The sequence below is a fragment of the Streptomyces sp. NPDC003248 genome (assembly GCF_055563235.1).
Window position 1 is genome coordinate 35,159 of record NZ_JBVHDT010000003.1, and the last position, 25,338, is coordinate 60,496.

Here is a 25,338-nt window from a genome sequence, read left to right on the forward strand (position 1 = left end):
TGCCATCCCGGAATAAAGTGCTATCACTTAGATAGACGACCGGAGCGAAGAAGGCCGGAGTGACGAGAGCCGGTTCGCGAGGCAGCGGCCGGCGAGAAACGGGGGATTCCCATGTCCACGCACAACCCGCAGATCCCGGCGCCCGCCGCGCCCGCCGCGGCCGAGATCGACGTGCCGGAGATGCCCGCCCCACGCGTGCGGGAGTTCCCCGCGCGGAGCGTGGGGGGCGGGCTCGCGCTGCTGACGGGGCTGGTCGGGCTGGCGGCCGGCGGCGGGCTGATCGCGGCCGCCGCGGCGGTGGCGGCGACCGCCGGCAAGGCCGTCCTGATCACCGTGGGCGTCCTCGTCGCCCTCGCCTCGCTCGCCTCCCTGTGCGGACTGAACATGGTGGCCCCGGGCGAGGCCCGCGTGGTGCAGCTCTTCGGGCGGTACCGCGGCACCATCCGCGAGGACGGCCTGCGCTGGGTGAACCCCTTCACCTCCCGCACGAAGATCTCCACCCGGGTCCGCAACCACGAGACCGCGGTCCTGAAGGTCAACGACGCCTACGGCAACCCGATCGAGCTGGCCGCGGTCGTGGTGTGGAGGGTCGAGGACACCGCCCGGGCGACCTTCGAGGTGGACGACTACGTCGAGTTCGTCTCCACCCAGACCGAGGCCGCCGTCCGGCACATCGCCATCGAGTACCCCTACGACGCCCACGACGTGGACGGGCTCTCGCTGCGCGGCAACGCCGAGGAGATCACCGAGAAGCTGGCCGCGGAGCTGCGCGTGCGCGTGGACGCCGCCGGTGTGCAGATCATCGAGTCCCGCTTCACCCACCTCGCCTACGCCCCGGAGATCGCCTCCGCGATGCTCCAGCGGCAGCAGGCGGGCGCGGTGGTCGCGGCGCGGCGGCAGATCGTGGACGGCGCGGTCGGCATGGTCGAGGACGCGCTCGGCCGGATCGCCGAGCGGGACATCGTGGAACTGGACGACGAACGGAAGGCGACGATGGTGTCGAATCTGCTGGTGGTGCTCTGCGGGGACCGGTCACCGCAGCCCGTGCTCAACACCGGGTCCCTGTACCAGTGACGGATCCCGCCGGGGGCGGTGCCCCGCAGCGTCGGCCGCGGCAGCGCAAGCAGGTGCTGCTGCGGCTCGACCCGTCGGTCCACGACGCGCTGGCCCGGTGGGCGTCGGACGAGCTGCGGTCGGCGAACGCCCAGATCGAGTTCCTGCTGCGCAAGGCGCTGAAGGAGGCGGGGAGGCTGCCGGGCGAGGCCGGCCCCCTCCCGCGTCGCGGACGACCGCCCAAGGACTCCGCGCCCCGGCCGCCGTCGCCCTGAGCACGGCGGCGGGCGTCCCGCGCCCCGGCTTCCGCCGCCCCGAGAACGACCGCCCAAGGACTCCGCGCCCCGGCCGCCGTCGCGCCCGGAACGGCCGCAGGCGCCCCGCCCCCCGGCCCCCGCCGCCCCGAGAACGACCGCCGGCTTCCCGGACAGCGGCCGCCGGCTCCCCGAGGAGCACCCGCCGGCACCCCGAACGCGCCCGCCGGCTCCCCCCGAGCGCGGCCACCGCGGCCCGGCCAGGGGCCCGCCGTCGCTGTAGCGGATCTGTGACAATCGGCCCCCACCTGCGCACTCACCCACCCCGTCCGCCGACTCCGCCCTCCATCTATACACACCGCGTATACACCGTGTGTACAGTCGCTGCCATGTCCATCGGTCACACCCTTCTGGGACTCCTGGAGTCCGGGCCCCGCCACGGCTACGACCTCAAGCGGGCCTTCGACGAGAAGTTCGGTCACGACCGGCCGCTGCACTACGGCCAGGTCTACTCGACGATGTCCCGGCTGCTGAAGAACGGGCTCGTCGAAGTCGACGGCATCGAGCCGGGCGGCGGCCCGGAACGCAAGCGGTACGCCGTCACCGACGCCGGCGTCACCGACCTCGCCCGCTGGCTCGCCACGCCCGAGAAGCCCGAGCCGTACCTCCAGTCGACGCTGTACACCAAGGTCGTCCTCGCCCTGCTCACCCACCGCGACGCGGCCGGGATCCTCGACACCCAGCGCGCCGAGCACCTGCGCGGCATGCGCATCCTGACCGACCGCAAGCGCCGGGGCGACCTCGCCGACCAGTTGATCTGCGACCACGCCCTGTTCCACCTCGAGGCCGACCTGCGCTGGCTGGAGCTGACCGCCGCGCGCCTCGACAGGCTGCGCCGGGCGGTGACGTCATGAGCGCCCCCGCCGGCTCCCTGCTCGCCGCCGAGGACCTGCGCAAGGCCTACGGCCCGACCCTCGCCCTGGACGGCGCCGACTTCTCCGTCCACCCCGGCGAGGTCGTCGCCGTCATGGGCCCGTCCGGCTCCGGCAAGTCCACGCTGCTGCACTGCCTCGCCGGGATCGTCACCCCCGACTCGGGCTCGATCACGTACGACGGGCAGGAGCTCACCGCCCTGGGCGACGCCCGGCGCAGCGCGCTGCGGCGCTCGGAGTTCGGGTTCGTGTTCCAGTTCGGGCAGCTGGTGCCGGAGCTGACCTGCGTGGAGAACGTGGCACTGCCGCTCCGGCTGAACGGCACCCCGCGCAAGCAGGCGGAGCGGACCGCGCTGACCTGGCTGGAACGGCTGGAGGTCGACGACCTGGCCGGCAAACGGCCCGGCGAGGTCTCCGGCGGGCAGGGGCAACGGGTCGCGGTGGCCCGCTCCCTGGTCACCGGCCCGCGGGTGGTGTTCGCCGACGAGCCGACCGGCGCGCTGGACTCCCTCAACGGCGAGCGCGTGATGGAACTGCTCACCGACGCCGCCCGGTCCGCGAACACGGCCGTCGTCCTGGTCACGCACGAGGCGCGGGTGGCCGCCTGGTCCGACCGCGAGATCGTCGTACGGGACGGGAAGTCCCGGGACATGGAGCGGATCGTATGAGCCTGCCGCGGTGGCCTCGTGACCTGGGGCTGGGGGTCCGGTTCGCCTTCGCCGGCGGGCGGGAGAGCTGGGTGCGGACCGTGCTGACGGCGGTGGGCGTCGGACTCGGCGTGGCGCTGCTGCTGCTGTCGACCGCGTTACCGAACGCGCTCGCGGAGCGGCACGCCCGTGAACAGGCCCGCATGGACTACACGTTCGACTCCCAGCCGCCGCCCGCGGCCGACGACACCGTGGTCGTCGCCGACGTCGACACGGCGTTCCGGGACCGGGACGTCCGCGGCCGGCTGGTGGAGCCGGAGGGGCCGCGCGCGCCGCTGCCGCCCGGCGTGGACGCGTACCCGGCCGAAGGCGACATGGTGGTCTCCCCCGCGCTGAGGAAGCTGCTCGCCTCGGACGGGGCGAAGCCGCTGCGCGAGCGGCTGCCGTACCGGATCGTCGGGACCATCGGGGAGAGCGGGCTCATCGGCTCGTGGGAACTCGCCTACTACGCGGGCGCCTCCGGGCTCGCCGCCCACATCGACGGCTCGACGGTGTCCCGGCTGGAGCGGTTCGGGGAGCGGAACCCGACGGAGGAGGAGGCCGACCCGGTCCTGGTCCTGCTGAACATCGTCGTGATCGTGGTGCTGCTGATGCCGGTCGCGGTGTTCGTCGCGGCGGCCGTCCGCTTCGGCGGCGAGCGGCGCGACCGCCGGCTCGCCGCGCTGCGGCTGGTCGGCGCCGACAGCCGGATGGCCCGGCGGATCGCGGCGGGCGAGGCGATGGCCGGCTCCGTCCTCGGCCTGGCCGTCGGCACGGTGTTCTTCCTGATCGGACGTCACCTGGCCGGCTCGGTGGAGGTGATGGGCATCAGCGTGTGGCCCAGCTACCTCGACCCCTCGCCCGTGCTGGCCGCGCTGGTCGCGGTGGCGGTCCCGGCCGCGGCCGTCCTGGTCACCCTGTTCGCGCTGCGCGCGGTGGTGATCGAGCCGCTCGGCGTGGTGCGGGCGGCGCGGCCCGCCCGGCGCCGGCTGTGGTGGCGGCTGCTGCTGCCGGTGACCGGCCTCGCCCTGCTCTACCCGATGATCGGCCAGGGCCGCACCGACGGCGGCTTCAACGAGTACCTGGTGACCGGCGGCGTCCTGCTGCTCCTCGGCGGGGTGACCGCACTGCTGCCCTGGCTGGTGGAGGCGGCAGTCGCCCGGCTCGGCCCGGGCGGTGTCTCCTGGCAGCTGGCCGTGCGGCGGTTGCAGTCGAACAGTGGCGCGGCGGCCCGGATGGTCAACGGCATCGCGGTGGCGGTGGCCGGGGCGATCGCGCTCCAGATGCTGTTCGCCGGCGTCGACGGCGACTACACCGAGCGCACCGCGCAGGACCTCGGCCGGGCCCAGATGCAGGTGAGCGTGCCGGACGGCACCCCGATGGCCCCGACCGCCGAGCAATTCGCCGGCACCGAGGGCGTACGGAAGGTCACGGCCCTGTGGGAGGGCTACCTCGGCGACTCCAGTTGGCGTGGCGAGAACGGCCCGGACCTCGCCACCGAGCTGACCGTCGGCGACTGCGCGGCCCTGCGCGAGGTGGCCGAGCTGCCGTCCTGCGCGGACGGCGACCTGTTCGTCCTCGACGGTGCCGACTACTCCGCCGACGGGCCGGAGCTGAACAAGCCCGGCACGGAGCTGTACCTGGAGTCGTCCCCCGCGAGCCGCACGGAGGTCGTCTGGACCGTCCCGGCGGGCGTCACCCGCGCCCACGCGGTCCGGGACCCGACCGGCACCCGGCGCGGCGGCTTCCTGATGACACCGGCCGCGCTGCCCGAGGGCCTCGGGACCGCGGTCGCCGGCCAGCTCTACCTCTCGGTCGACAGGTCGGTGCCCGACGCCGTCGAGCACGTCCGCAACACCGCCGCCGCGGTCGACCCGCTGGCCCGACCGGTGATCTGGTCGGCCACGACGACGTCCCCGAAGTACGACTCGATCCGCACCGGGCTGCTCGTCGGCGCGGTCTGTGTGCTGGCGCTGATCGGGGCGAGCCTGCTGGTGTCGCAGCTGGAGCAGTTGCGCGAGCGCCGCAAGCTGCTGTCGTCGCTGGTCGCCTTCGGCACCCGGCGGCGCACGCTGGGCCTGTCGGTGCTGTGGCAGACGGCGGTCCCGGTCGCGCTGGGCCTGCTGCTGGCCTCGGTGGTGGGGCTGACCCTGGGCGCGGTGCTGCTGCGGATGACGGACACGCCGGTGGGCGTGGACTGGGCGAGCGTCCTGGCCATGGCCGGCTGCGGCGCGGCGGTCGTCCTCCTGGTGACGCTGCTGAGCCTGCCCCCGCTGGTGCGGCTGATGCGGCCGGACGGGCTGCGCACGGAGTAGGCCACGCACGGCCGAGGGCTCCTCACCGAGGAAACGCGGTGGTGAGGAGCCCTCGGCACGCTCACAGCCGGTACTCCTTCACCACCCTCCGCACCTGCGCGAAGAGCATCCCCACGTTGACGGACCTGCGGCAGACGACCACCGTTCTTGAAGACGTCCTGCTGCTCGGTCATCCTCACGAACAGGTGGGTGAGGTCGTCGCTGTTGACGAGGATCTCCTGGAAGAAGTGGTCGTCACCGGTGATCCCGCGCCGCTCCTTGAAGACGTCCTCGATCAGGTAGCGCTGAGGAGGGAATGTGTATCAGCAGGGGCGGAGCGTCCTGTGGCGTGTTTCCGACCTGCCCCCAGGTGACGGAACTTGCCGCGCCACTGGGCTCGATTCGCTTGTCCGGGCCCGCATTCGACCGGTCGGCGGGTCTCAGTCGTCGGCGGCTCGGTCGTCGGTGTCGAGCACCCGTACCGGCAGCGGTCGCAGCGCCTCGCGCAGGGCGGCCGCCAGCTCCGTGTACTCCGCCCCGCGGGCGGCGCCGGCCCGCATGGCGAGGGCGATCCGGCGGGTGGGGGCGGGGTCGGCGAAGGAGCCCGTGAGGAGCCGGCTGGAGCGGCTGGTCTCGACGGTGACGGCGGTGCGCGGCAGCAGGGTGCAGCCGAGTCCGCCGGCGACGAGCTGGACGAGCGTGGAGAGGCCGGCGGCGGTCGTCGTCACCGGCGCGCCCTCCCGGCGCCCGCCGCCGCCCTCGGACGAGGTCCGCCCCGCCCCGCTCATGCCGCGCCCGGCCTCGCGGCAGATGTCGAGCGCCTGGTCGCGCAGGCAGTGCCCTTCGTCCAGGAGCAGCAGGTTCAGTTCCTTGAGCACCTCGCGCGGGATGCCGTCCCGGCCGCCGAGCCGGTGGCCCGGAGGGGTGACGAGCACGAAGTCCTCGTCGAACAGCGGGAGTTCCCGCATTCCGGGCACCCCGAGCGGCACGGCGAGCAGCAGCAGGTCGAGCCGGCCGCCGTGCAGGCCGTCGACGAGGTTGGCGGTCTGCTCCTCGTGGACCTGGAGGTCGAGGAGCGGGTAGCGCTCGTGGACCAGGCGCAGGACGGTGGGCAGGAGATAGGGCGCGACCGTGGGGATGACGCCGAGGCGCAGCGCGCCGGTGAAGGGCGCCCGGACCGCCTCGGCCTCCTCCAGCAGCGCCCCGACCTCCTCCAGCACCGCCTTCGCCCGTACGGCGAGCCGCTCGCCGGCCCCGGAGAGCAGCACCTTGCGGGTCGTACGTTCGAGGAGGGTCACGCCGAGCGTCTCCTCCAGCGCGGAGACGGCGCCGGACAGGGCGGGCTGGCTCATGCCGATGGCGGCGGCCGCGTCCCGGAAGTGCAGGTGCTCGGCGACGGCCGCGAAGGCCCTCAGCTGGGCCAGGGTGGGCTGCCGTCGCCTGGCCCCCGCACCGCCCGCGCTTTTGGCGCCGACATTACCGACGGTCACTGATAACCACCTCCGATCAACCCTATCGAGTGTAGCCATTTCCGTAATCAATGCACTATGTGCCACGATCACCTCCGTCCAACTCATGGGAAATGTCCGCGATCCGGACGTCTCCTCGCTGCAAGGAGGGCCTGTGCTCACCGTCGGTGACAAGTTCCCCGAATTCGAACTGACCGCCTGCGTCTCGCTGGAGAAGGGCAAGGAGTTCGAACAGATCCACCACAAGTCCTACGAGGGCAAGTGGCTCGTGGTCTTCGCGTGGCCGAAGGACTTCACCTTCGTGTGCCCGACGGAGATCGCCGCCTTCGGCCGCCTGAACGACGAGTTCGCCGACCGCGACGCGCAGATCCTCGGCTTCTCCGGCGACTCCGAGTTCGTCCACCACGCCTGGCGCAAGGACCACCCGGACCTGACGGACCTGCCGTTCCCGATGATGGCCGACTCCCGGCACGAGCTGATGCGCGAGCTCGGCATCGAGGGCGAGGACGGCTTCGCCCAGCGTGCCGTGTTCGTCGTGGACCCGAACCACGAGATCCAGTTCACGATGGTCACCGCCGGTTCCGTCGGCCGGAACCCCAAGGAGGTCCTGCGGGTCCTGGACGCCCTGCAGACCGACGAGCTGTGCCCCTGCAACTGGTCCAAGGGCGAGGACACCCTCGACCCGGTCAAGCTGCTGGCCGGGGAGTGACCTGACATGGCCCTCGACACCCTGAAGTCCCGCATACCGGACTACGCCAAGGACCTGAAGCTCAACCTCGGCTCGGTCATCGGCAACTCCGACCTTCCCGCGCAGCAGCTGTGGGGAACGGTGCTGGCGACCGCGATCGCCTCCCGCTCCCCGATCGTCCTGCGCGAGCTGGAGCCGGAGGCGAAGGCGAACCTCTCGCCGGAGGCGTACACGGCCGCCAAGTCGGCCGCCGCGATCATGGCGATGAACAACGTCTTCTACCGCACCCGTCACCTGCTGTCGGACCACGAGTACGGCACCCTGCGGGCGGGCCTGCGGATGAACGTCATCGGCAACCCCGGGGTCGACAAGACCGACTTCGAACTGTGGTCGTTCGCCGTCTCCGCCATCAACGGCTGCGGCATGTGCCTGGACTCGCACGAGCAGGTGCTGCGCAAGGCGGGCGTCGAGCGCGAGGTGATCCAGGAAGCGTTCAAGATCGCCTCGGTGGTCCAGGCGGTCGGCGTGACCCTGGAGACGGAGGCGGTGCTCTCCGAGTAGGGCCGGTCGTACGCGGGCCCCGTCCACCCGGGTGGTGGGCGGGGCTCCGTCGTTGCCGCGCGCCTCCGGGCGGCCCCCCCGTCCCGCCCTTGCGGGGCGCGCGTCGCCGCTTCCGCACGGGCGGCGTCGTTCCCCTTTCGGGCTCCCGGCCCTCCGGGGCTCTCACAGGCCTCCGGGCTCTCTCAGGCCTCCCGGCTCTTCGAGCCCTCCCGGCTCTTTCGGGCCTCCCGGCTCTTTCAGCCCTCGCGGCCCTTTCAGCCCTCCCCGGAGGGGGTGCCCTCCGTCGGGCTGCCGGAGTCGTCCCCGGCCTCGATGGGCGCCACCGGCGCCACCTCCAGCGCCGTGGCTCCCCGCGGCCGTGGCGCCTGCCGCAGCGCCGACTCCCGTGAGTAGGCGGCCAGATAGCCCACGACCGTGTTGGACACCGCCACCAGCGGTACGGCGACCACGGCGCCGCCGATGCCGGCGACCATGCCGCCGGCCGCGACCGTCAGCACCACCGCGAGCGGGTGGACGCGCACCGCGCGGCCGAGGATGAACGGCTGGAGGATGTGGCCCTCGATCTGCTGGACGGCCAGGACGACCGCCAGGGTCATCACCGCGGTGAACACGCCCTGCGTCACCAGCGCGACCACGACGGCCAGCGCGCCGGAGGCGACCGCGCCGACCAGCGGGATGAAGGAGAACAGGAAGATGAAGACGGCGAGCGGCACCGCCATGGGCACGTCGAGGAAGTAGATGCCCAGGCCGATGAAGATCGCGTCGATCAGCGCGACGATCACCGTGCCCCGCACGTACGCCGTGAGCGTCGCCCAGGCGCGCGGGCCCGCGCCCGCCACGCCGGCCCGGGCGGCGGCCGGGACCAGCTTGAGGGTCCACTGCCAGATGCGCCTGCCGTCGTAGAGCAGGAACAGCGTCGAGAAGAACGCGAGCAGGATGCCCGTGAGGGCCTCGACGACGACGGTGACGCCCTCCAGGCCGGCCGAGGTGATCTCGTCGGTGTTGGCGCCGACGGCGTCCCGCAGGTTCTCGGCGATGCCGTTGATCTGCTTGTCGGTAACGTGGAACGGGCTGGTGAGCAGCCAGCGCCGCAGGTCGTCGATGCCGTCCTGGACCTGGTCGGAGAGGTTGTCGATGTTCTCCATGACCTGCCAGGTCACGAACCAGCCCATCAGCCCGATGACGACGAACCCGAGGATGGCCGTCAGGGCGGTCGCGGGGCCCCGGGGCACGCCGAGGCGCTTGAGGCGGGCGACGGTGGGCTCCAGCAGGGCGGTCAGCAGCAGCGCCACCACGAAGGCGAGGACGACGAGTTGGACGGCGCTGATGACCTTCATCAGGACCCAGACGGTCCCCGCGAGCACCAGCAGCCGCCAGCCCGCCTCGGCGGCGACCCGGACCCCCCACGGCACGACCTGTGCGGGGTCGGGGCGGGGAGTGGGGGGCGGCAGTTCCTCGGGGGGCACCACCAGGGTGTCGGGTGCCACCGGTCCGGTTCCCCCGGCCTCCGCGCTCTCCCGGCGGGCCTCGGCACGGCGCTCGTCGAGCCGCTCCCCCATCCTGGTCAGACCGGCACCGATCCGGCCGAGCCACCGTGGCACTCGCGACATGATCCGACCTCTTCCCCCGTCTCTCCCCACCACTCCCCCTGGAGTCGCCGGAACCGACCGTACAGGGCGGAAGCCCCTCCCCCTAGGACGGGGAGGGGCTGCGCGGGGTTGAGCCGCCGGGCGCGGACCGTGGGCCCCGCTCGGCGTGGGGTACCGAGGGGCCGGTACCGGTGGTCGGCTAGTACCAGTGGTTGGCCTGCCAGAACGTCCAGGCCTCGCAGGGGCTGCCGTACCGCTCGTTCATGTAGTTGAGGCCCCACTTGATCTGGGTGGCCGGGTTCGTCTGCCAGTCGGAGCCGACGGACGACATCTTGGAGCCGGGCAGGGCCTGGAAGAGGCCGTAGGCGCCGGAGGAGGCGTTGACGGCCTGGTAGTTCCAGCTGGACTCGTGGTTCACGATGTTGCTGAAGCACTGGAACTGCCCGCTGGGAACCATCTGCGCCGCCATCGCCTGGATCTGCGCGACGGTGTAGGAGCTCTGGACCGGGAAGTCGGAGGAGCTGCGGCTGGCCGCGGCCGTCGCCTCGGCGCGCTCCTTGGCTTCCTTGGCCGCCTCGGCCGCCTTCTCGGCGGCCTCCTTCTTGGCGATCGCGGTCTTGGCGGCCGCCTTGCGGGCCGCCTCCTCGGCGTCCTTCTTGGCGCTCTCGTCCGCGGCGATCGCCTGGACGCTGGCCTGCTGCGTCAGGGACGCGGTCTGGACCTGGGCCTGCTGGCCGACAGGGATGTCCGCGAGGAGGGTCGCGTCGCTGGCCGTCGTTTCAGCGTCGATGGTCTGCGCGGTGCTGCCCGAGGCAACGCCGACGACGCTTCCGACAGCGGTGACCGCCGTGGCCGAGGCCACTGCGAATCCCCGGACCGAGATCCGGCTCACACGGTTTCCTTCCAGCATCGCCCGCTGAGGTGACCCTGGCGGACGCGATCGTGCCCCTGGCACTGGCCTCCCCACTGCGGGGTCACGGAGGCGCGGGCCCGGTGGGCAGCTCCCCGTGGGGAGCGCCGCGTGGTGCTCGGGCGGCATACGACGGTCGGTATGGAGTTGACTGTGAAGCGCTTGTGGTGCCGCACCGATGGGGGCGCAGGTGTGTCGTATGCGGGGCCTGACAGGAGTGAGACTCTGCCGTAATCCAGCGCCGCAAGGCAATTCCGTGTCGGGTGTGAAAGCTCACATGCTGTTCGCCCCTGGGGATTTCGCCGTTCGGCCACACACGAAGGCGCCGCCCGACTAGGCTCACAGCCTTTGCCGGACGGCGCCAACTACCCCGCGACCTGCGCGAATTCGAGCAGACGGGTCAGATCTGCCCGTCCTCCAGCATTTCGGTCACAAGGGCCGCGATCTGGGACCTCTCGGACCTGTTCAGGGTGACGTGCGCGAAGAGCGGATGGCCCTTCAGTTTCTCCACGACGGCGACCACGCCGTCGTAACGGCCGACGCGCAGATTGTCCCTCTGCGCCACGTCATGGGTGAGAACGACCCGCGAATTGGCGCCGATACGGGACAGAACGGTCAGCAGGACGTTCCGTTCGAGCGACTGGGCCTCGTCCACGATCACGAAGGCGTCGTGGAGCGAGCGGCCGCGGATATGGGTGAGCGGGAGGACCTCCAGCATGCCGCGGGCGGTGACCTCCTCGATGACCTCGCGGCTGGTGACCGCCGACAGGGTGTCGAAGACCGCCTGCGCCCACGGGCTCATCTTCTCGGCCTCGGTGCCGGGCAGGTAGCCCAGTTCCTGCCCGCCCACCGCGTACAGCGGACGGAAGACCATCACCTTCTGGTGCTGGCGGCGCTCCAGGACCGCCTCCAGGCCGGCGCACAGCGCGAGCGCCGACTTGCCGGTGCCGGCCCGGCCGCCCATGGACACGATCCCGATGTCCGGATCGAGCAGCAGGTCGAGCGCGATGCGCTGTTCGGCGCTGCGGCCCTTGATGCCGAACGCCTCCCGGTCGCCGCGCACCAGCCGGACGTTGCCCTCGGGCGTCACCCGGCCGAGCGCCTTGCCGCGCTCGGACTGGATGGTCAGGCCGGTGTGCACGGGGAGCTCGGCGGCCTCCGGGACGTACACGTGCCCCTCGTCGAAGAGGATGTCCACCTGTTCGCCCGACAGGAGCAGTTCGGACATCCCGGTCCAGCCGGAGGAGTCCGTGATGGCGAGCTCCGCCCGGTACTCCTCGGCGAGGAGCCCGACGGAGGACGCCTTGATCCTGAGCGGGAGGTCCTTCGACACGACGGTGACGTCGAACCCCTCGGCCTGGAGGTTGCGGGCGACCGCGAGGATGCGTGAGTCGTTGTCCCCCAGGCGGTAGCCGGTGGGCAGCACGCTGGGGTCCGAGTGGTTGAGCTCGACACGGATGGTCCCGCCCAGTTCCCCGATCGGGATGGGCGCGTCGAGGCGTCCGTACCGCACCCGGTAGTCGTCGAGCAGGCGCAGTGCCTGCCGGGCGAAGTAGCCGAGTTCGGGATGGTGCCGCTTGGCCTCCAGCTCCGTGACCACGACGATGGGGAGCACGACCTCGTGCTCGTCGAAGCGGGTCAGGGCGTTCGGGTCGGCCAGCAGGACGCTGGTGTCGAGAACGTAGGTGCGCCGGTCGGGCTTGTGGCGCTTTGTGCTGGTCACCACGGAAGGACGTACCCCCTCGGATGAGGTCGGGGAGCGACGGAGTGGAGCTGGACCGGAGTTCGGCGCCCCTGCACGGGCCGAAAACCGGCCCTCCGCTGCGTCCGTGCTGACCGCACGATCGGGCTGGTGCAAAGGGCCTCCCGGGCGGACGGCCCCGTGCCGCCCGCTGAGGATGCGACACCCGTGGTTCGGGCGTCGACCTGCTTGGACTATGCCCTCGAACACGCGACGCCATGCCACGGCCCAGAACGGCGCGCCGGTGAACACCTTGTTACTTCCGCACCTACCGGGGCACTCACGACACTTTCCTCGGTGGTGCGGGTGGGCTCCGGGGCGGCGTGGGATTCGGCCGAACGGGTGACCGGCGGGGGTGCGTCAGCCGCCGAAACGGCGGTGGCGGGCCGCGTAGTCGCGCAGGGCGCGCAGGAAGTCGACCTTGCGGAAGGCCGGCCAGAAGACGTCGCAGAAGTAGTACTCGGAGTGGGCCGTCTGCCAGAGCATGAATCCGGACAGCCGCTGCTCCCCGCTGGTGCGGATCACGAGGTCGGGGTCGGGCTGGGCGCCCGTGTAGAGGTGACGTCCGATCATGTCGATGTCGACGGACTCGGCGAGGTCCTCCATCGAGACGCCGTTGTCCTGGGCGTCGAGGATCATCGAGCGGACGGCGTCGGCGATCTCCTGGCGGCCGCCGTAGCCGATGGCCACGTTGACCAGTATTCCGTCGGTGTGGGCGGTGCTCTCCTCGGCCTCCTTCAGCGTGCGCTGCATGCCGGCCGGGAGGAGGTCGCGGGTGCCGACGTGGTGCACGCGCCAGCGGCCGTCGGCGGCGAGGGTGCGCACGACGTCCTCGATGATGCCGAGGAGGGGGACGAGCTCCTCCTCGGCGCGGTCGAAGTTGTCCGTGGACAGCAGCCAGAGGGTGACGACCTCGACGTCCGTCTCCGAGCACCAGCCGAGGAACTCCTCGATCTTCTCGGCGCCGGCCCGGTGACCGTGCACGGTGGTGGAGCCCGCGGCCTTCGCCCAGCGGCGGTTGCCGTCCATGATGACGCCGATGTGCTTGGGCACCTGAGCGTGGTCCAGGTGTCCTTCCACCCGGCGTGCGTACAGCCTCACCAGCAGGCCGCGCAGCTTGTCGCGCAGGTTCACGTGAATGTCAGCCCCTCCGTGCGGATGCGGTCCCTCCGGGCGGATGCGGTCCCCGCGAGCCGGAAGCCTACCCCTGCGGGGCCTGGCCCGTGGAGCTCGGGGGCCGCCGACGGCGCGGCACGGGGGCGGTGCGGCACGGGGCCGGAGCGGCACGGAGACCGGTGCGGCACCGGGCCCGTACGGCACGGAGACCGGTGCGGCAAACGCCGGACACACGCTCCGGGCCGGCCGCCGGGGGGCCGCGCACACGGGCAGAAAAAACGGGCCGGTCCGTGGGGGGGAGACGGACCGGCCCGAGGGGGGGGTTCCACCATAACCCTTCGTGAGGGATGGTGCGTGCATCAGCGCGCCACAATTACTCTCCGAAGCCGCGCGACGACGCGGCGCTGGCCCTGTACGCCCGGGTTTTCAGATGAAACATGACCGAAAGGCAGTAGATTCACAGGTCAATCAGCCATACAGCAACAGAAGTGGAGGTATCCACCCCACTTCGCCCTGCATCAGGCAGGCGTACGACCGTCCCCCCGACGGGCTACCCCGGGGATGCGCGCCGCCTTGACGCGGACGCCACCGCACAGCCCCCTCCACCGCGCGGTGACGCCCGCGCAGCTTTGCTGGCGCGAATTGCCTGGCCATGAACTTACGTGAGGCAGACGGGTGATGCGAGCCGACGGCGGTAACGATGTGGAAACCCTGTGGAGATGGTGGGTCGTTCTGTCGTGGAGTAAGACGGAATACACCGTTCCATTCCGCTGCCGCCGAGGACGGCATCCTTCCCCTTCGCACTCCACCGCCGACGACACGACCTTGACGCCCGGTCGGCCCGAGGCGAGCACGCGACGGCCCGGACGGCACTTCCCGGCCAATCCCGCGACGGGGCCCGGCGGCGCCCACGGAGGCGGTCGGCGTGATGCCGGGGCGCACGCGCGGGTGCCGTCGGCGGCGGAAATCCCGGACGCGGAGGAGTTTTCCGCCGCCCCGGTCCTCACCAGCCTTGCCGCTCCCTCACAGTGCGCTCGGAATCTCCGGGTCGTTGGCACAGGGCAGCTTCTTCGCGAGGTTACGGGCGAGCTGGGCGGTCATCTCGCCGAGGAGCTCGGCGTCGAAACCGGGGACGTTCCGGACTTCGGTCTCCACTTCGAGGGGGAGTGCGGCTTCCTGGTCCGCGTGGGATCCCTTGATCTTGCAGGGGAACAGTGCGGTGAGGTGCAGGCCGGAGTCCTCGCGCAGGACGTAGAGCCCGTCGCCCACAGGCTTCCAGCCCTCCTGGGACTCAATCTCCTTCTGCGAGAAGCGCGACCAGCTCACGTAGGAGTTGAACCGCTTGCCCGTGCCGTCGAGTCCCAGGTCACAGGGGTGACTCGCGGTATACGCGACATGCCCGGTCTCGCCCGGCTCCCACGACTGGACGACACTCGCCGAGCCGGACACGAACGTGTCCACCGGGAACGTCTGGTTCAGCACGGCCAGGGTCCCCTTCCCCATCTCGTCCTGCAACGCGTCGATCCGGTCAGCGCCGAAGAGCGCGTTGCACGTGCTCCAGCCGATCGGGGCATCGTTCCGGTCCTTCGCGTCTCCCTCTTCGGAACCGGAGCAGGCAGCCAGCACAGCCAGTGCCGCGATCACCGCCCCGATCGTGGGGAACGTCCTGCCGGCAAACCTCACGACGACACCTTTTCATTGTTCGAGATAGCCGTTTTCCCGGCCAGGTAGGACTGTTCGATCTCATTGACCAGGTCGGTGGCTTCCTTGTTGCTCATGCCGGTGGTCTGGGCGTAGGTCAGAACGGGCTGGGTGACCGCCCGCTCGCCGGCCCGCTCTATTCCCTGCACGGCCTGGAGTGCCTGGGGATCGTTCTTGTACTCGTTGTCCTGGAGGTACTGCATCGTGTGGTTGCCGTAGGCGGTGCTGACCGTCGAGGCACCCGACTCCAGCACGATCGGGACGACGGTGGTGGCGACGACGCCGGCGGCCGGACCCAGGATCACCGCTGTGCCGCCGGCGGCGACTGCGGTGACCACACCGGTCATGAGGGTCTTGCGCCATTCGCCCTGCTTCCCCAGCTCCAGGTTCTGGGCGGTCTCGTCGTCCTTGTACTCCTCACGGATCCCATGGGAGCGGGACTCGTCGAGGATGCCGTGCACCTTCGCGGCGTTCTGGGCGAAGGCGGTGCCGTGGTCCTGGTCGTTCTCGAAGGCCGCCAGACCACTCGCCATGTAGACCTGCTGGGCTGTGGTCAGGGTCTTGTACCCGTCCTCGTCACCAGCCACCAGCATCATGAAGTTCCGCACCTGGTGCTCGTCGAAGGACCTTCGTGTCGAACCGTCACTGCTGTCGCCGAATAGCGCGTCGCGGTCCAGCGCCTCGCCCGACCCGCCGAAGTTGTTGATCGAGTAGTTGATGTCATCGATGTACGCCGCGCCCATACGGGCCAGGCTGTCCTTCATGACCTCCGGCGGCTCCCCGGCCTCGGAGGCGACGTTGTAGCGGTCGATCACCTTCTCCATGATCTTCCACGTTTCCTCGTCCCGGTGCAGCACCGGCGGATCCGCGTCCCACGCCGAACCCGTCGTAGCGGCCTCCAGCGCGTGCCCCAGGGCGTCCGGGCCCATCTCACGGGCGTGTTCGGCCTCGTCGCTGGCGGGGTGGGCGAGGCTGTCCGGGGCCCATTCGAAGTCCGCCTTGTTCAACTCGTCGAAGTACGACGTGAAGTCGAGGGTGCCGTCCTTGTCGACCGTGCCGTCCTCGTTGTAGGCGGTGGGCGGGTCGGTGAAGAACCTCTTCGCGGCCTCGGGGCTGTGCCCGAGCCCCTCCAGGACGCTGGTCAGCGGGTCGTAGCCGGCGCCGTTCTTCCCCGAGGGGTTGAAGCCCCAGTCGAGGTCGGACCCGCCGATCATGGGCTTGTTCTCCATGAACCGGTACGGGTCCTCCTTGTGCAGCTGCACGACGTGCTCGGCGATCGGGTTGATGAACCGCGCGTCGTAGTTGCCGTAGCGCAGCATCCCGCCCAGGAGCTGGTAGCCGTACGGTGACATCCCGGCGCCGGGGTAGAGCTCGACCCGCTGGGTGCCCAGCTTGCGGAACTCCGCCCCCCAGCTCGCCGGCAGGTGCGACGTGTTGTCGGGGTCGGTCGCCGAGGCCAGGGCCAGCCCCATGTTCCGCTGGAGCTGCCGGGTGAGGGCGAGCCGCTCCTTGTCGTCGCCCATCGTGCCGTCCAGGGACATGCGGCCGTAGAACTCCAGCGCCTCCTTCGGGCCGCCGAGGGACGTGTAGAAGTCCGTGGAGAAGTCGGCGTCCCTGGCGTTGAACTTCATGATGGAGTTCAGCTCCATGAACTGCTTGTCGCTCAGCTCCGGCCCGAGCTTCGCCAGCTCGGCCGCCCGCTCGGCCTGGGCGTCGTCGAGGGACTCGTACGACGCGTGACCGGCGTTGTGCTTGTCATTGCCGTGGCTCTTGGCCAGCGCGCGGGTCAGGGACGTGTCGATCTCGGTGGCGTGGGCGACGAGCCGGTTGATGCGGTCCTCCAGCTCCTGCTTGGCGTCGAGCTGCTCCTGGGTGCGCTCGTCGCTGTCACCCCGGATGTGCGGGAAGAAGCAGCGGACCTTGCCCTCGCCGATGTCCTCGACGCGCACCCCGAGGTTCACCGCGTCCTGCTGGACCGCGGTCCGGATCTTCTTCTGGAGCGAGACCAGTTCCGTGTGGCCGTCGACGAGCACCTTGTGGATGCTGTCGGCCTCGGTGTGCAGGTCGTCGATCTCCTTCACCGTCTTGGTGACGAACTCCCGCGTCACCGTGGCGTTCACACCGGCCCATCGGGCCTTGTCCGACTTGGCCTGCATGCCCGTGCGGGCGTTTTCCGCCGCGGTCTTGAGCGCGTCCACGCTCCTGCCCCAGTCGGAGACCGCGGTGCCGAGTCTGCCGAGGTCGACCTCGACGAGGTCCGTGTAGGTGAGGGCCACCGAGACGCTCCTACTGGAAGTACTTGTCGATCTGGGACACGGGCAGGGCCCCACCGTCGGTGCCGAGGATCACGGCACCGATCTTGGCGTCCTCCTGGGCATGCAGCTTCTTGCTGAAGTCGAGGTGGTCCGAGATGTGGGCGCATGCCTGGAGCACCGTCTTGAGCTGCGACGTCCAGATGTCGACCGTCGTCTCCAGCGCGCCGCCGGTCGTGAAGCCGTGCGCCTTCAGCGCGCCGGCGGCCTGGTTCGAGGAGCCCACGCCGTCCTTGTTCGCGCCGGCGCCCGCGATGTCGGCGCCGGCCTGGAGGTCCTCGTACAGGAGGAACGCGTCGTGGCCGACGGCGCCGAGGTCGTCCTGGTTGACCACCAGGTCACCGGCCCCGCCGCCACCCCCCGGGTCCGCCGGGATCTGGTTGAGCCGCATCTGCGCCGCTCCGCGCCCGACCGCGTCGGCCTTCAGTTGCTCCCACTCGTCCCACGCCATGTCAGTGCCCCCGCTGCACTCCGCCGATCACGCATTTTGCGGGGACTTTACCGTACGTACGGTGCGCGTGGGCTGACTCTGCGCCCACAACTCAGAGGTTTATGTACGTACTTGAGTGCCCGGTGGGCGTGATGAGTGGAGGACCGTGTAGTGCAGCAGGGTCACTCCGGTGGGGAAGGTGCGGGATTCGGTGAGGTGGAGGGGGGTGGTGGTGCCGGTGGGCGGGAAGAGGGGTTTGCCGTGGCCGAGGAGCACGGGGTGGACGTAGAGACGGATCTCGTCCACCAGGCCGTGGCGGAGGAAGGCGGCGGCGAGGTCGGCGCCTCCGAGGCCGAGATCGCCCGTGCCCGGCTGGTTCTTCAGGGCGGTGACCTCCTCGGGTACGACCTCCCGGACGATCGTCGTGTTCCAGTCGGCCCGTTCCAGCGTCCTCGAGTACACGTACTTCGGGATGTCACGCCAGATGCCCGCGAACTCGGCCTCGGTCGCGCTCGTTCGGGGATCGGCGTCGGCCGTGGGCCAGAAGGCGGCCATGAGGTCGTAGGTGACCCTGCCGTGGATCAGGCCGCCCAGGTCTCCGACGATGTCGTTGAAGTGCTGGTGCAGTGCGTCGTCGACCCGGTGCCAGGAGATGTCGTGGTCCGGTCCCTCGAAGTACCCGTCGATGGAGACCGACGAGATCCACACGATGCTGCGCATACGACGGCCACCTCTTCGTGTCCCGGCTCGCTACCGTGCAGAGGGTAGCTACGCGGCCGAGGGGAGACGGGTATGGCGCGCTGGCGTGACGGGCGGGGGGAACTCGTCGTGGGCGGCGAGACGGGCCCGCGGGTCCCTCTGGAGATCGCCACCTCGTACCGGGCACGGACGCGGGGGCTGCTCGGCCGGGACCGCGTCGAGGGGGCGTTGCTGCTCTCCCCCGCCGGGAGCGTCCACACCTTCGGCATGCGCGTCCCCATCGACGTCGCCTATCTCGACCGCCACCTCACCGTGATCGCCGTCCGGACCATGCCGCCGGGGCGGCTGGGGCTGCCCCGGCCGCGTTCCCGGCATGTGGTGGAGGCTGCCGCGGGGGCCCTGGCGGGGTGGGGGGTCCGCGTGGGCGTGACGGTGCGGGTGGAGGCGGCCGGCGGGGACGGCGGGAGGCAGGGGGGATGGCGGGAGCGGTGAGTGACGGTGCGGGTCAGCTCGCGGTGCGGGGGAAGGTGACCTCCACTCGGCGGTTCTTCTTGCGGCCGGCCTCGGTGGAGTTGTCCGCGATGGGGAACTGCTCGCCGTAGCCGCGCACCTCGAAGGTGATGTCCGGGTCGTTCAGATCGCCCGCGAGAGCGGCCTGGACGGCGTCGGCGCGCTGTTTCGACAGGACGTCGCCGTGGGCCGAGGAGCCGAGGTTGTCCGTGAAGCCGAAGACGCGGACCTGGGTGGCCTTCTGCGCGTTGATCTCCTGGGCGATCGCGGCGATCCGCGCCTGCGCGGCAGCGCTGAGCTTCGCGCTGTTCTTGCCGAAGAGGACCTCCGCCTGGAGCGCGAAGGTCACGTCGGCGTTGGTGTCCTCCCGGCGCTCGTCGCCGCTCTGGTCCTCGACGACCTGCTTGATGTCCAGCACCTTGGGCTCGGCGAGGGTGGCGCCCTCGGGGAGCTTGAGGTCGGGGTCGTTCGGGTCGACCTCCACGGGCGCGGTGGCGGTGGGTTCGGTGCCCGGCGGCACGCTGGGGCCGTCGGCCCGGGCCGGGCTCGCGGGGGTGAGGAGGAACGCGGTGGTGACCATCGCCAGGGCGAGGGGGGCGGACGCCGTCCGGGTGCGGGTCATGGCCGGCCTCACCCGGAGATCTTGACGACCGCGCTGGGGAACAGCGGCAGTTGGAAGGAGACGTCGGTGGTGTCGGCGGGCGGCGACGGGAACTGGAGGAACACGTCGATCGATTCCCCGGCCTTGAGGGTCGAGAAGCCCGTGGTGGTCAGGGGGCGGCCTTCCGTGTCGCGCAGGACGTAGTAGCGCTTCTTGGTCTTGGAGTCGACGAGGGTGGCTCCGCCGAGGGACCTGCCGTTGTTCATGATTTCGGTTTCGTTCCCGCTCAACTCCAGCGGGATGACGGCCACTTCCGATCCGTCGTTCTTCAGAGCGCCGTTGACGGTGACGAATCCGCCGGAGTCACGGACCGCCGAGGTGATCTGGAGGAGGAGCCCGCTCGGGCCCTTGATCTCGGCCAGCGGCGCGTCGGACTGGCCCTCCTGAGCACTCGGCGCGGACCCACTGCTCTGCGAAGCGGACGCCGAATTGTTCGACTTCTTGTCGTCGTCCCCACCACCACTGCCGCAGGCGGTGGACCCCAGAGCCAGGCCGGCCACGACGGCCAGCGTGACCATCCCCCTGCGGGCCTCCGCAGTGAACCGCATGCTCATCACTCTGCTTCCTTCTCCACTCGTCGTTCGCTCGTCAGCCGACCAGGTGGACGTCGAAGAGGTCCTCGGGTCCCGGCAGATCGGTGAGGTCATCCGGGTCGAGTTCCCAGTCCTCGTCGTCACAGGTGAGCCCCGGCAGGACGTCGTCCTCCGCGTCCTCGGCCGGGAGCTCGAACGTGCACAGCGGCTCGATCACGGCGGTCGCGGAGGCATGCGCCCGCGTCGTGCTCGTGAGGGGGATGACGGAGTCTCCGGCGGACTGGTTCGCCTGCACGGTGACCTTGTATCCCAGCGGGCCGTCCGGGCCGCACTGCACGTTGCCGGCGTCGTTCAGCGCCGCGAGCTGCGCCGCCCGCCAGCAGGAGTCGGTGGCGCCGTTGCCGTCGAAGACGTCCTGCCATCGGGAGGGGTCCCGGACGACCAGCAGCCACTGGTCGGCCAGTTGGTCCCGGGTCTCCTGCGCCGCCGCCAGCGCCGCCGCGTCGGCGGCGGTCTGGGCGCCGTTCCGGTTCACCGCTGCCTGGCCGACCGCGAAGTACGCGAACGCGAGAAAGAGCAGGCCCCCCACCACCGTGATGTAGACGGGGAAGACCTGCCCTGCGTCGCCGTAGGAACGCGATCGGATCAGGGTGCCACCTTGGCGATCTGAGCCGTCAGTTTGTTGACGATGGTGGCGCCCAGGTTCGTATTGGCGATGAGCACCACGATCGCCACCACCACCGCGATGATGCCCAGGTACTCCACCGCGGTCTGTCCCCGGTCGCCACGGCGTCGTACGGCCTGTGCCGTCGTGTTCTTCCAGCCGCTCACCCGGACCCGGGCCGCGACGGTGGTCCTCAGCAGCAGGTCGCTCAGGTCGCTCATGGCGTTCCTCTCCGTTTGAGGCGTTCCCGGCTCTGGGAACGTAGGGCGGAGCGGACGGCCGGGGGAAGGGCCCGTGGGCCCAGATCCGGGCCCAGGCGGAGGGGTGGCGGGGCCTCATGGGGTCACCGCCGTTCCCAGCCACTTGGCGGCCGCCTCGGAGCGGCTGCTGCTGTGCAGTTTGGCGAAAATGCGGTTGATGTGGTTCTTGACCGTCTTCTCGCTGATGAAGCAGGTGGCGGCGATCTGCTGGTTGGTCATGCCGGACGCGATGAGGTCCATGATCTCCGCCTCCCTCACGCTGAGTCCGGAGCCCCGACGTGACTGTCCCACAGTTGATTGCAGTTGCGAAAGCCGTTTGGGGGAAGTCGCTGGAAATGGGGATGGTTGGGTTACGCCATTGTGTGCAGTCGCACTCGACTTCGCGCTCGGCGTCGACCTCAGCCGGGTCAGTACGGCGGTCGCCGCGGTCGGGGTGAAGTGGGCCCGGCCGTCCCTGACGTCCCGGACGGCGTTCACCAACTCCTCGACGGTGAACTCCCCGTGGACCAGGTAGCCGCCCGCGCCCCGGCGCAGTGCCTCCTCGACGACCTCCGACTCGCCGCTGTACGTGAGCATCACGACCGGGGCGATCCCCACCAGGTGGGGCAGCGCCGAGAGGCCGTCCACGCCGGGCATGCGGACGTCCAGCAGGACGATGTCGGGCCGGTGGCGGTGGGCGGCCTCGTAGGCCTCGCGGCCGTCGGTGGCCTCCGCGACGACCGTGATGTCCTCGCGGTCGGAGAGGAGTGCCGTGAGACCGGCGCGGACCACGGGGTTGTCGTCGGCGATCACGACGCGCAGGGGTGGGCGGGGGCCCGGGCGGGGCCGGGAGACGCTCCCGAAGGGGGTCGGTGGCAGTGGTGGCGGCTGCTGCGGCGGTCGGTCCGGCACGGGAGGCGGCCTCCTTTCGTCGTGGGGATGGCGGGCGGGGTGCCACGGGTCGGGGGCGGGCGAGGCGCCACGGGTCGGGGGCGGGCGGGGTGCCACGGGTCGGGGGCGGGCGGGGTGCCACGGTCATTCGAGGGCCGTGAGCGGGAGTTCGAGGAGCACGCTGGTGCCGCGGGCGTGCGGGCCGTCGCCGAGGTGGAGGCGGGCGCCGACGGAGGCGGCCCGTTCCGCCATGCCGACGAGGCCGAAGTGTCCGCCGCGGCGGAGCTGTTCGAGGGTGGTGCCGGGTGGGAGGCCGCGTCCGTCGTCGAGGACGCTCAGGCGCAGTACGCCGCCGTGGACGCCGGCCCGTACCTCGACGCGGTGCGCGTCAGCGTGGCGGTGCGCGTTCTCCAGGGCCTCCGAGGCGATGGTGAGGAGGTGGCGGGCCACGGCCGGCGGGACGGGGAGCGCCGCGCGGTCGCCCGTCGGGTGGTACGTGGCCGGGACGCCGAGGCGGTCGGCGATGTCGCGGGTGTGCGCCGCCAGTTCCGCCAGGACGTCGACGCCCTGCGCGGGGTCCGTCTCGCGGCGCAGGTCGGTGAGGAGTTCACGGGACTCCGCGGCGGCCCGGCGGGCGGCGCGGGCGATCAGCGCGGCCTGGTGCTGCACCCGGGTCCGGTCCACGGTCGCGGCCGCCGCCGAGCGGGCGAGGCCGTCCGCGGCGAGGGCGACACCGTGGAGGGTCTTGGCCACCGAGTCGTGCATCTCGCGGGCCAGGCGGGCGCGTTCGGCCGCGACCGCCTCGGTGGCGGCGAGCCGGGCCCTGACGGTGGTCAGGGCGTGCGTCGCGGTGCCGAAGCGGAGCATGAGGTTGCGCAGGGTGGAGCCGACGGCTCCGGTGATGACGCAGAAGCCGGGCAGGAGCAGCCGTTCGGCGAGGCTCGCGCCCGACTCCCGCTCCAGGGTGGCGTGGACGAGCAGCAGGATCAGCGACTGGAGGGAGGCGAAGCAGGCCGCCCCGCGCCAGCCGTAGACGATGCCCGCGAGGAGGGGCGTGCAGACGCTGACGTAGGCCAGGGTGGTGTCCGGGCCGGCGGAGATCAGCAGGAGGGTGCCGAAGAGGGTGTCCACGGCCAGGAGGGTGGGGTGGCGCAGGAGGAGGGGGCCGAAGCGTTCCCAGTCGCGGAAGAGGACGTACGAGCCCATGAAGGTGACGACGACGGCCGCGCCGACCAGGCGGGCGCCCAGGCCCGGGGAGGCGTTGAGGAGGGCGGCCGGCGCGGCCAGCGCGATCATGGCCAGGCGGAAGCCGAAGACCTGGCGGCACATGGCCTGGAGGGCGTTGACCTGGAGGGTGAGGGGTGGCTGGGTCGCGTGGGGCGGCCCGCTCCCGGGCACCGCCCCCTCAGATCCGCCGTCGGCCGCTCCCGGGCCGGCGCGTCGGTCCGGGCGGTCGTCGTGCCCCTGGGTGGTCGCCGTCATGACCGTCACCCCGCTCCCCCTACTCGCCCGTGATCGAAGTGAAGTCCGTGCCGGAGCCGAGCAGCATGCCCGCGCCGAGGAGGAGCATGGTGGCCGGGACCATGAACGTGGTGATCATCAAGGTGGCCTTGGGGACCGCCCGGGCGGCCTTGCGGCGGGCGTTCTGGGCGTCGGTGCGGCGCATGTCCTTGGCGATGGAGACCAGCGTGTCCACGATCGGCGCGCCCAGTTCCTCGCCCTGCTGGAGTGCCGTGACGAACATGGCGACCTGTTCGGAGTCGTTGCGGCGGCGCAGTTCGGCGAAGGCCTCGCGGCGGCTCATGCCGAGGTCCATCTGGCGGAGCGTGATGCGGATCTCGTCGGCCCACGGGCCCTCGTACCGGGACGCCACGCGGTCGAGGGCCTGGCGGAAGCCGAGGCCCGCGCTCACGACGACGGCCAGGACGTCCAGGAAGTCGGGCAGCGTCCGTTCGATCGCGTCCTTGCGGACGCGGATGGCGGACCAGATGCCGACCTCGGACCAGAACGCGCCGAAGGCGACCATGAGGAGGGCGAGGAAGTAGCTGCCCTGGAGGAGGGCGACCAGGCCGCCGAGGGCGCCGACCGCGCCGTAGACCGCGCGCCGGGCGGCGTAGCGGTCGATGGTGAGGCCCCCGGGGTTGCCGGCCAGGTCGATCCGGCGCCGGTAGCGGGCGACCTGCGCGGGTCCCATGAGGCGCAGGACGGCGGGGGCGTACCGCATGCCGAGGCGGTCGACGAGGGAGCCGACGGCGCCGGTGCGGCTGGCGCCGATCTCCAGGGCCAGCGCGAGGTCGCTGGGCAGTTTCGCGTCGGCCCGGTACATGCGCAGGCCGGTGAAGGCGCCGAAGACGCCGAGGCCCATGACGAGTGCGAGCAGCAGTTCCACGGTGGGCGGTTCCTCCCCGGCCTCAGACGTCGATGCGGGACATGCGGCGGATGAGGACGAAGCCGACGGCGTACAGCCCGAAGGCGATGATCACGGCGGCCTGGCCGAGGGGGGAGCCCGTCATGCGGTCGAGGGTGCCGTCCTCGACGCTGTTCATCAGGAACAGCGCGCCGACCCCGAGCACCGGCACGGCGTACGAGGTCATGTTCACCTGCGACAGCTGGGTCCGCACCTCCCGTCGCGTCTCCTTGCGTTCCTCCAGCGTCTCCGTCAGGTTCCGCAGCGCCCCGACGACCTGGCCGCCGGCCCGGTTGGAGAGGACCAGGGTCGTGACGAGGACGACCAGTTCGCGGGAGGGGAGGCGGTCGGCGAGTTCGCCGAGGGCGTCGTCGAGGGAGTGGCCGACGGCCAGCTGGTTGGCGACCTTGGCCAGTTCCTCGCCGGCCGGGGCCTCCAGCTCCTCCGCGGCCATGCCGATGGCGGTGCGCAGGGCGAGGCCGGCGTGGGTGGCGTTGGCGAGGATGCGGGCGAGTTCGGGGAGCTGGTTGATGAAGCGCTCGATGCGTTTCTGGCGCTGCCAGGTGAGGAACTGCCAGGCCGCCCAGACGCCGAGGAGGCCCGCCAGGGGGCCGAAGAAGGGGGCGAGGGTGGCCTGGCCGATCAGCCACAGGGCGGCGACCGCCGCCAGCATGGCGACGAAGAACTCGCCCGGCGTCACGTCCAGCCCCGTCGCGTTGAGCTTCCGCTCCAGGGTGCGGCCGAGGTTCGTACGGCGCAGCCGCCGGTCCAGGGTGCGGAAGCGGCGCCGGCGGCCGGTGAGGGGGATCTGGCCGGTGGCGGAGAGGCGGTCGACGAGGGCCGCCCGCTGGGCGCGGCCCCGCCCGTAGGTGTGCAGGCCCGCGACGGCCAGGACGCAGGTCAGGAGGGTCACGCCGGTGGTGAGGGTGATCAGGGTGTGCAGATCCATGGGGCCGTTTCCTGTCCGTCCTGTCTGTCCTGTCTGTTCCGTCTGTCCT

25 protein-coding genes and 1 pseudogene are annotated in these 25,338 nt (G+C 71.3%); 8 read left to right on the top strand and 18 right to left on the bottom strand.

The genetic code is table 11. From position 1 onward, the window contains the following. Nucleotides 1–111: 111 nt before the first annotated feature. From ACZ3KJ_RS08945 to ACZ3KJ_RS08965, 5 genes are all read left to right on the top strand, one after another. Entirely contained in the window at nt 112–1,074 is a 963-nt protein-coding gene (locus ACZ3KJ_RS08945) for an SPFH domain-containing protein (protein WP_467525833.1), read from the top strand. Further along, nucleotides 1,071–1,328 (top strand): type II toxin-antitoxin system antitoxin, encoded by a 258-nt coding sequence (locus tag ACZ3KJ_RS08950; protein ID WP_389513810.1) that lies wholly within the window; start codon nt 1,071–1,073, stop codon nt 1,326–1,328. The genes ACZ3KJ_RS08945 and ACZ3KJ_RS08950 overlap by 4 nt, the downstream gene beginning before the upstream one ends. A gap of 368 nt (nt 1,329–1,696) precedes the next feature. Further along, the gene (locus ACZ3KJ_RS08955; RefSeq protein WP_467525834.1) at nt 1,697–2,221 is read left to right on the top strand and encodes a PadR family transcriptional regulator; all 525 of its coding nucleotides are present in this window, start codon (nt 1,697–1,699) and stop codon (nt 2,219–2,221) included. Further along, on the top strand, nt 2,218–2,907 hold the full coding sequence (locus ACZ3KJ_RS08960) for an ABC transporter ATP-binding protein (RefSeq protein WP_467525836.1): 690 nt from the start codon (nt 2,218–2,220) through the stop codon (nt 2,905–2,907). The genes ACZ3KJ_RS08955 and ACZ3KJ_RS08960 overlap by 4 nt, the downstream gene beginning before the upstream one ends. Continuing rightward, nucleotides 2,904–5,240 carry an ABC transporter permease gene (locus ACZ3KJ_RS08965; RefSeq protein WP_467525837.1) on the top strand — a complete coding sequence of 779 codons (2,337 nt, stop codon included), beginning with the start codon at nt 2,904–2,906 and terminating at the stop codon, nt 5,238–5,240. The genes ACZ3KJ_RS08960 and ACZ3KJ_RS08965 overlap by 4 nt, the downstream gene beginning before the upstream one ends. A gap of 61 nt (nt 5,241–5,301) precedes the next feature. On the opposite strand, the pseudogene ACZ3KJ_RS08970 reads toward ACZ3KJ_RS08965, so the two are convergent. After that, a pseudogene (locus ACZ3KJ_RS08970) lies at nt 5,302–5,518 on the bottom strand (hypothetical protein); the annotation flags it as partial. 141 nt (nt 5,519–5,659) lie between these two features. Next, nucleotides 5,660–6,709, bottom strand: coding sequence for a LysR substrate-binding domain-containing protein (locus ACZ3KJ_RS08975; RefSeq protein ID WP_467525839.1), 1,050 nt, complete (start codon nt 6,707–6,709; stop codon nt 5,660–5,662). A gap of 133 nt (nt 6,710–6,842) precedes the next feature. Here ACZ3KJ_RS08975 and ACZ3KJ_RS08980 point away from each other — a divergent pair, with 133 nt between their 5' ends. Together ACZ3KJ_RS08980 and ACZ3KJ_RS08985 are read left to right on the top strand one after the other, a co-directional pair. Next, a complete protein-coding gene (locus tag ACZ3KJ_RS08980; RefSeq protein WP_467525841.1) occupies nt 6,843–7,397 on the top strand; it encodes a peroxiredoxin in 555 nt (184 codons plus the stop codon). Between the two features lie 6 nt (nt 7,398–7,403). Next, a complete protein-coding gene (locus ACZ3KJ_RS08985; protein ID WP_467525842.1) occupies nt 7,404–7,937 on the top strand; it encodes an alkyl hydroperoxide reductase in 534 nt (177 codons plus the stop codon). Between the two features lie 254 nt (nt 7,938–8,191). On the opposite strand, the gene ACZ3KJ_RS08990 is transcribed toward ACZ3KJ_RS08985, so the two are convergent. The 8 genes from ACZ3KJ_RS08990 to ACZ3KJ_RS09025 all read right to left on the bottom strand — a co-directional run bounded on the left by ACZ3KJ_RS08990 (nt 8,192) and on the right by ACZ3KJ_RS09025 (nt 18,456). After that, nucleotides 8,192–9,547 carry an AI-2E family transporter gene (locus ACZ3KJ_RS08990; protein WP_467525844.1) on the bottom strand — a complete coding sequence of 452 codons (1,356 nt, stop codon included), beginning with the start codon at nt 9,545–9,547 and terminating at the stop codon, nt 8,192–8,194. A gap of 178 nt (nt 9,548–9,725) precedes the next feature. Further along, nucleotides 9,726–10,418, bottom strand: coding sequence for an aggregation-promoting factor C-terminal-like domain-containing protein (locus ACZ3KJ_RS08995; protein WP_467525845.1), 693 nt, complete (start codon nt 10,416–10,418; stop codon nt 9,726–9,728). A 418-nt stretch (nt 10,419–10,836) separates the two neighbouring features. Next, nucleotides 10,837–12,162 (bottom strand): PhoH family protein, encoded by a 1,326-nt coding sequence (locus ACZ3KJ_RS09000; protein ID WP_467525846.1) that lies wholly within the window; start codon nt 12,160–12,162, stop codon nt 10,837–10,839. A gap of 375 nt (nt 12,163–12,537) precedes the next feature. Further along, nucleotides 12,538–13,311: an isoprenyl transferase gene (locus tag ACZ3KJ_RS09005; protein WP_467525847.1), complete on the bottom strand. Its 774-nt coding sequence runs from the start codon at nt 13,309–13,311 to the stop codon at nt 12,538–12,540. A 1,005-nt stretch (nt 13,312–14,316) separates the two neighbouring features. Further along, complete coding sequence (locus tag ACZ3KJ_RS09010; RefSeq protein WP_467525849.1) at nt 14,317–14,937, bottom strand: hypothetical protein; 621 nt, start codon at nt 14,935–14,937, stop codon at nt 14,317–14,319. 35 nt (nt 14,938–14,972) lie between these two features. Further along, nucleotides 14,973–17,270 (bottom strand): hypothetical protein, encoded by a 2,298-nt coding sequence (locus tag ACZ3KJ_RS09015; RefSeq protein ID WP_467525851.1) that lies wholly within the window; start codon nt 17,268–17,270, stop codon nt 14,973–14,975. Between the two features lie 10 nt (nt 17,271–17,280). Next, nucleotides 17,281–17,757, bottom strand: a complete 477-nt coding sequence (locus ACZ3KJ_RS09020) for a hypothetical protein (RefSeq protein WP_467525852.1) — start codon at nt 17,755–17,757, stop codon at nt 17,281–17,283. 99 nt (nt 17,758–17,856) lie between these two features. Next, nucleotides 17,857–18,456, bottom strand: coding sequence for a dihydrofolate reductase family protein (locus ACZ3KJ_RS09025; RefSeq protein WP_467525854.1), 600 nt, complete (start codon nt 18,454–18,456; stop codon nt 17,857–17,859). Between the two features lie 72 nt (nt 18,457–18,528). Here ACZ3KJ_RS09025 and ACZ3KJ_RS09030 point away from each other — a divergent pair, with 72 nt between their 5' ends. After that, a complete protein-coding gene (locus ACZ3KJ_RS09030; RefSeq protein ID WP_467525855.1) occupies nt 18,529–18,927 on the top strand; it encodes a DUF192 domain-containing protein in 399 nt (132 codons plus the stop codon). 13 nt (nt 18,928–18,940) lie between these two features. Here the strand turns inward: ACZ3KJ_RS09030 and ACZ3KJ_RS09035 are convergent, their stop codons facing one another. The 8 genes from ACZ3KJ_RS09035 to ACZ3KJ_RS09070 form a co-directional block, all read right to left on the bottom strand. Next, nucleotides 18,941–19,567, bottom strand: coding sequence for an OmpA family protein (locus ACZ3KJ_RS09035; protein ID WP_467525857.1), 627 nt, complete (start codon nt 19,565–19,567; stop codon nt 18,941–18,943). A gap of 8 nt (nt 19,568–19,575) precedes the next feature. Further along, complete coding sequence (locus tag ACZ3KJ_RS09040) at nt 19,576–20,160, bottom strand: hypothetical protein (RefSeq protein ID WP_467525859.1); 585 nt, start codon at nt 20,158–20,160, stop codon at nt 19,576–19,578. A 34-nt stretch (nt 20,161–20,194) separates the two neighbouring features. Next, the gene (locus ACZ3KJ_RS09045) at nt 20,195–20,788 is read right to left on the bottom strand and encodes a pilus assembly protein TadG-related protein (RefSeq protein ID WP_467526342.1); all 594 of its coding nucleotides are present in this window, start codon (nt 20,786–20,788) and stop codon (nt 20,195–20,197) included. Beyond that, entirely contained in the window at nt 20,785–21,015 is a 231-nt protein-coding gene (locus ACZ3KJ_RS09050) for a Flp family type IVb pilin (protein WP_389514404.1), read from the bottom strand. Before ACZ3KJ_RS09050 ends, ACZ3KJ_RS09045 begins: the two co-directional genes overlap by 4 nt. A gap of 123 nt (nt 21,016–21,138) precedes the next feature. Further along, entirely contained in the window at nt 21,139–21,954 is an 816-nt protein-coding gene (locus ACZ3KJ_RS09055; RefSeq protein ID WP_467525860.1) for a response regulator, read from the bottom strand. Nucleotides 21,955–22,077: 123 nt separating this feature from the next. Then, nucleotides 22,078–23,415, bottom strand: coding sequence for a sensor histidine kinase (locus ACZ3KJ_RS09060; RefSeq protein ID WP_467525861.1), 1,338 nt, complete (start codon nt 23,413–23,415; stop codon nt 22,078–22,080). 19 nt (nt 23,416–23,434) lie between these two features. Then, nucleotides 23,435–24,322, bottom strand: a complete 888-nt coding sequence (locus ACZ3KJ_RS09065; protein WP_467525863.1) for a DUF5936 domain-containing protein — start codon at nt 24,320–24,322, stop codon at nt 23,435–23,437. A gap of 22 nt (nt 24,323–24,344) precedes the next feature. Next, nucleotides 24,345–25,289 carry a type II secretion system F family protein gene (locus ACZ3KJ_RS09070; RefSeq protein WP_467525864.1) on the bottom strand — a complete coding sequence of 315 codons (945 nt, stop codon included), beginning with the start codon at nt 25,287–25,289 and terminating at the stop codon, nt 24,345–24,347. Nucleotides 25,290–25,338: the final 49 nt, after the last annotated feature.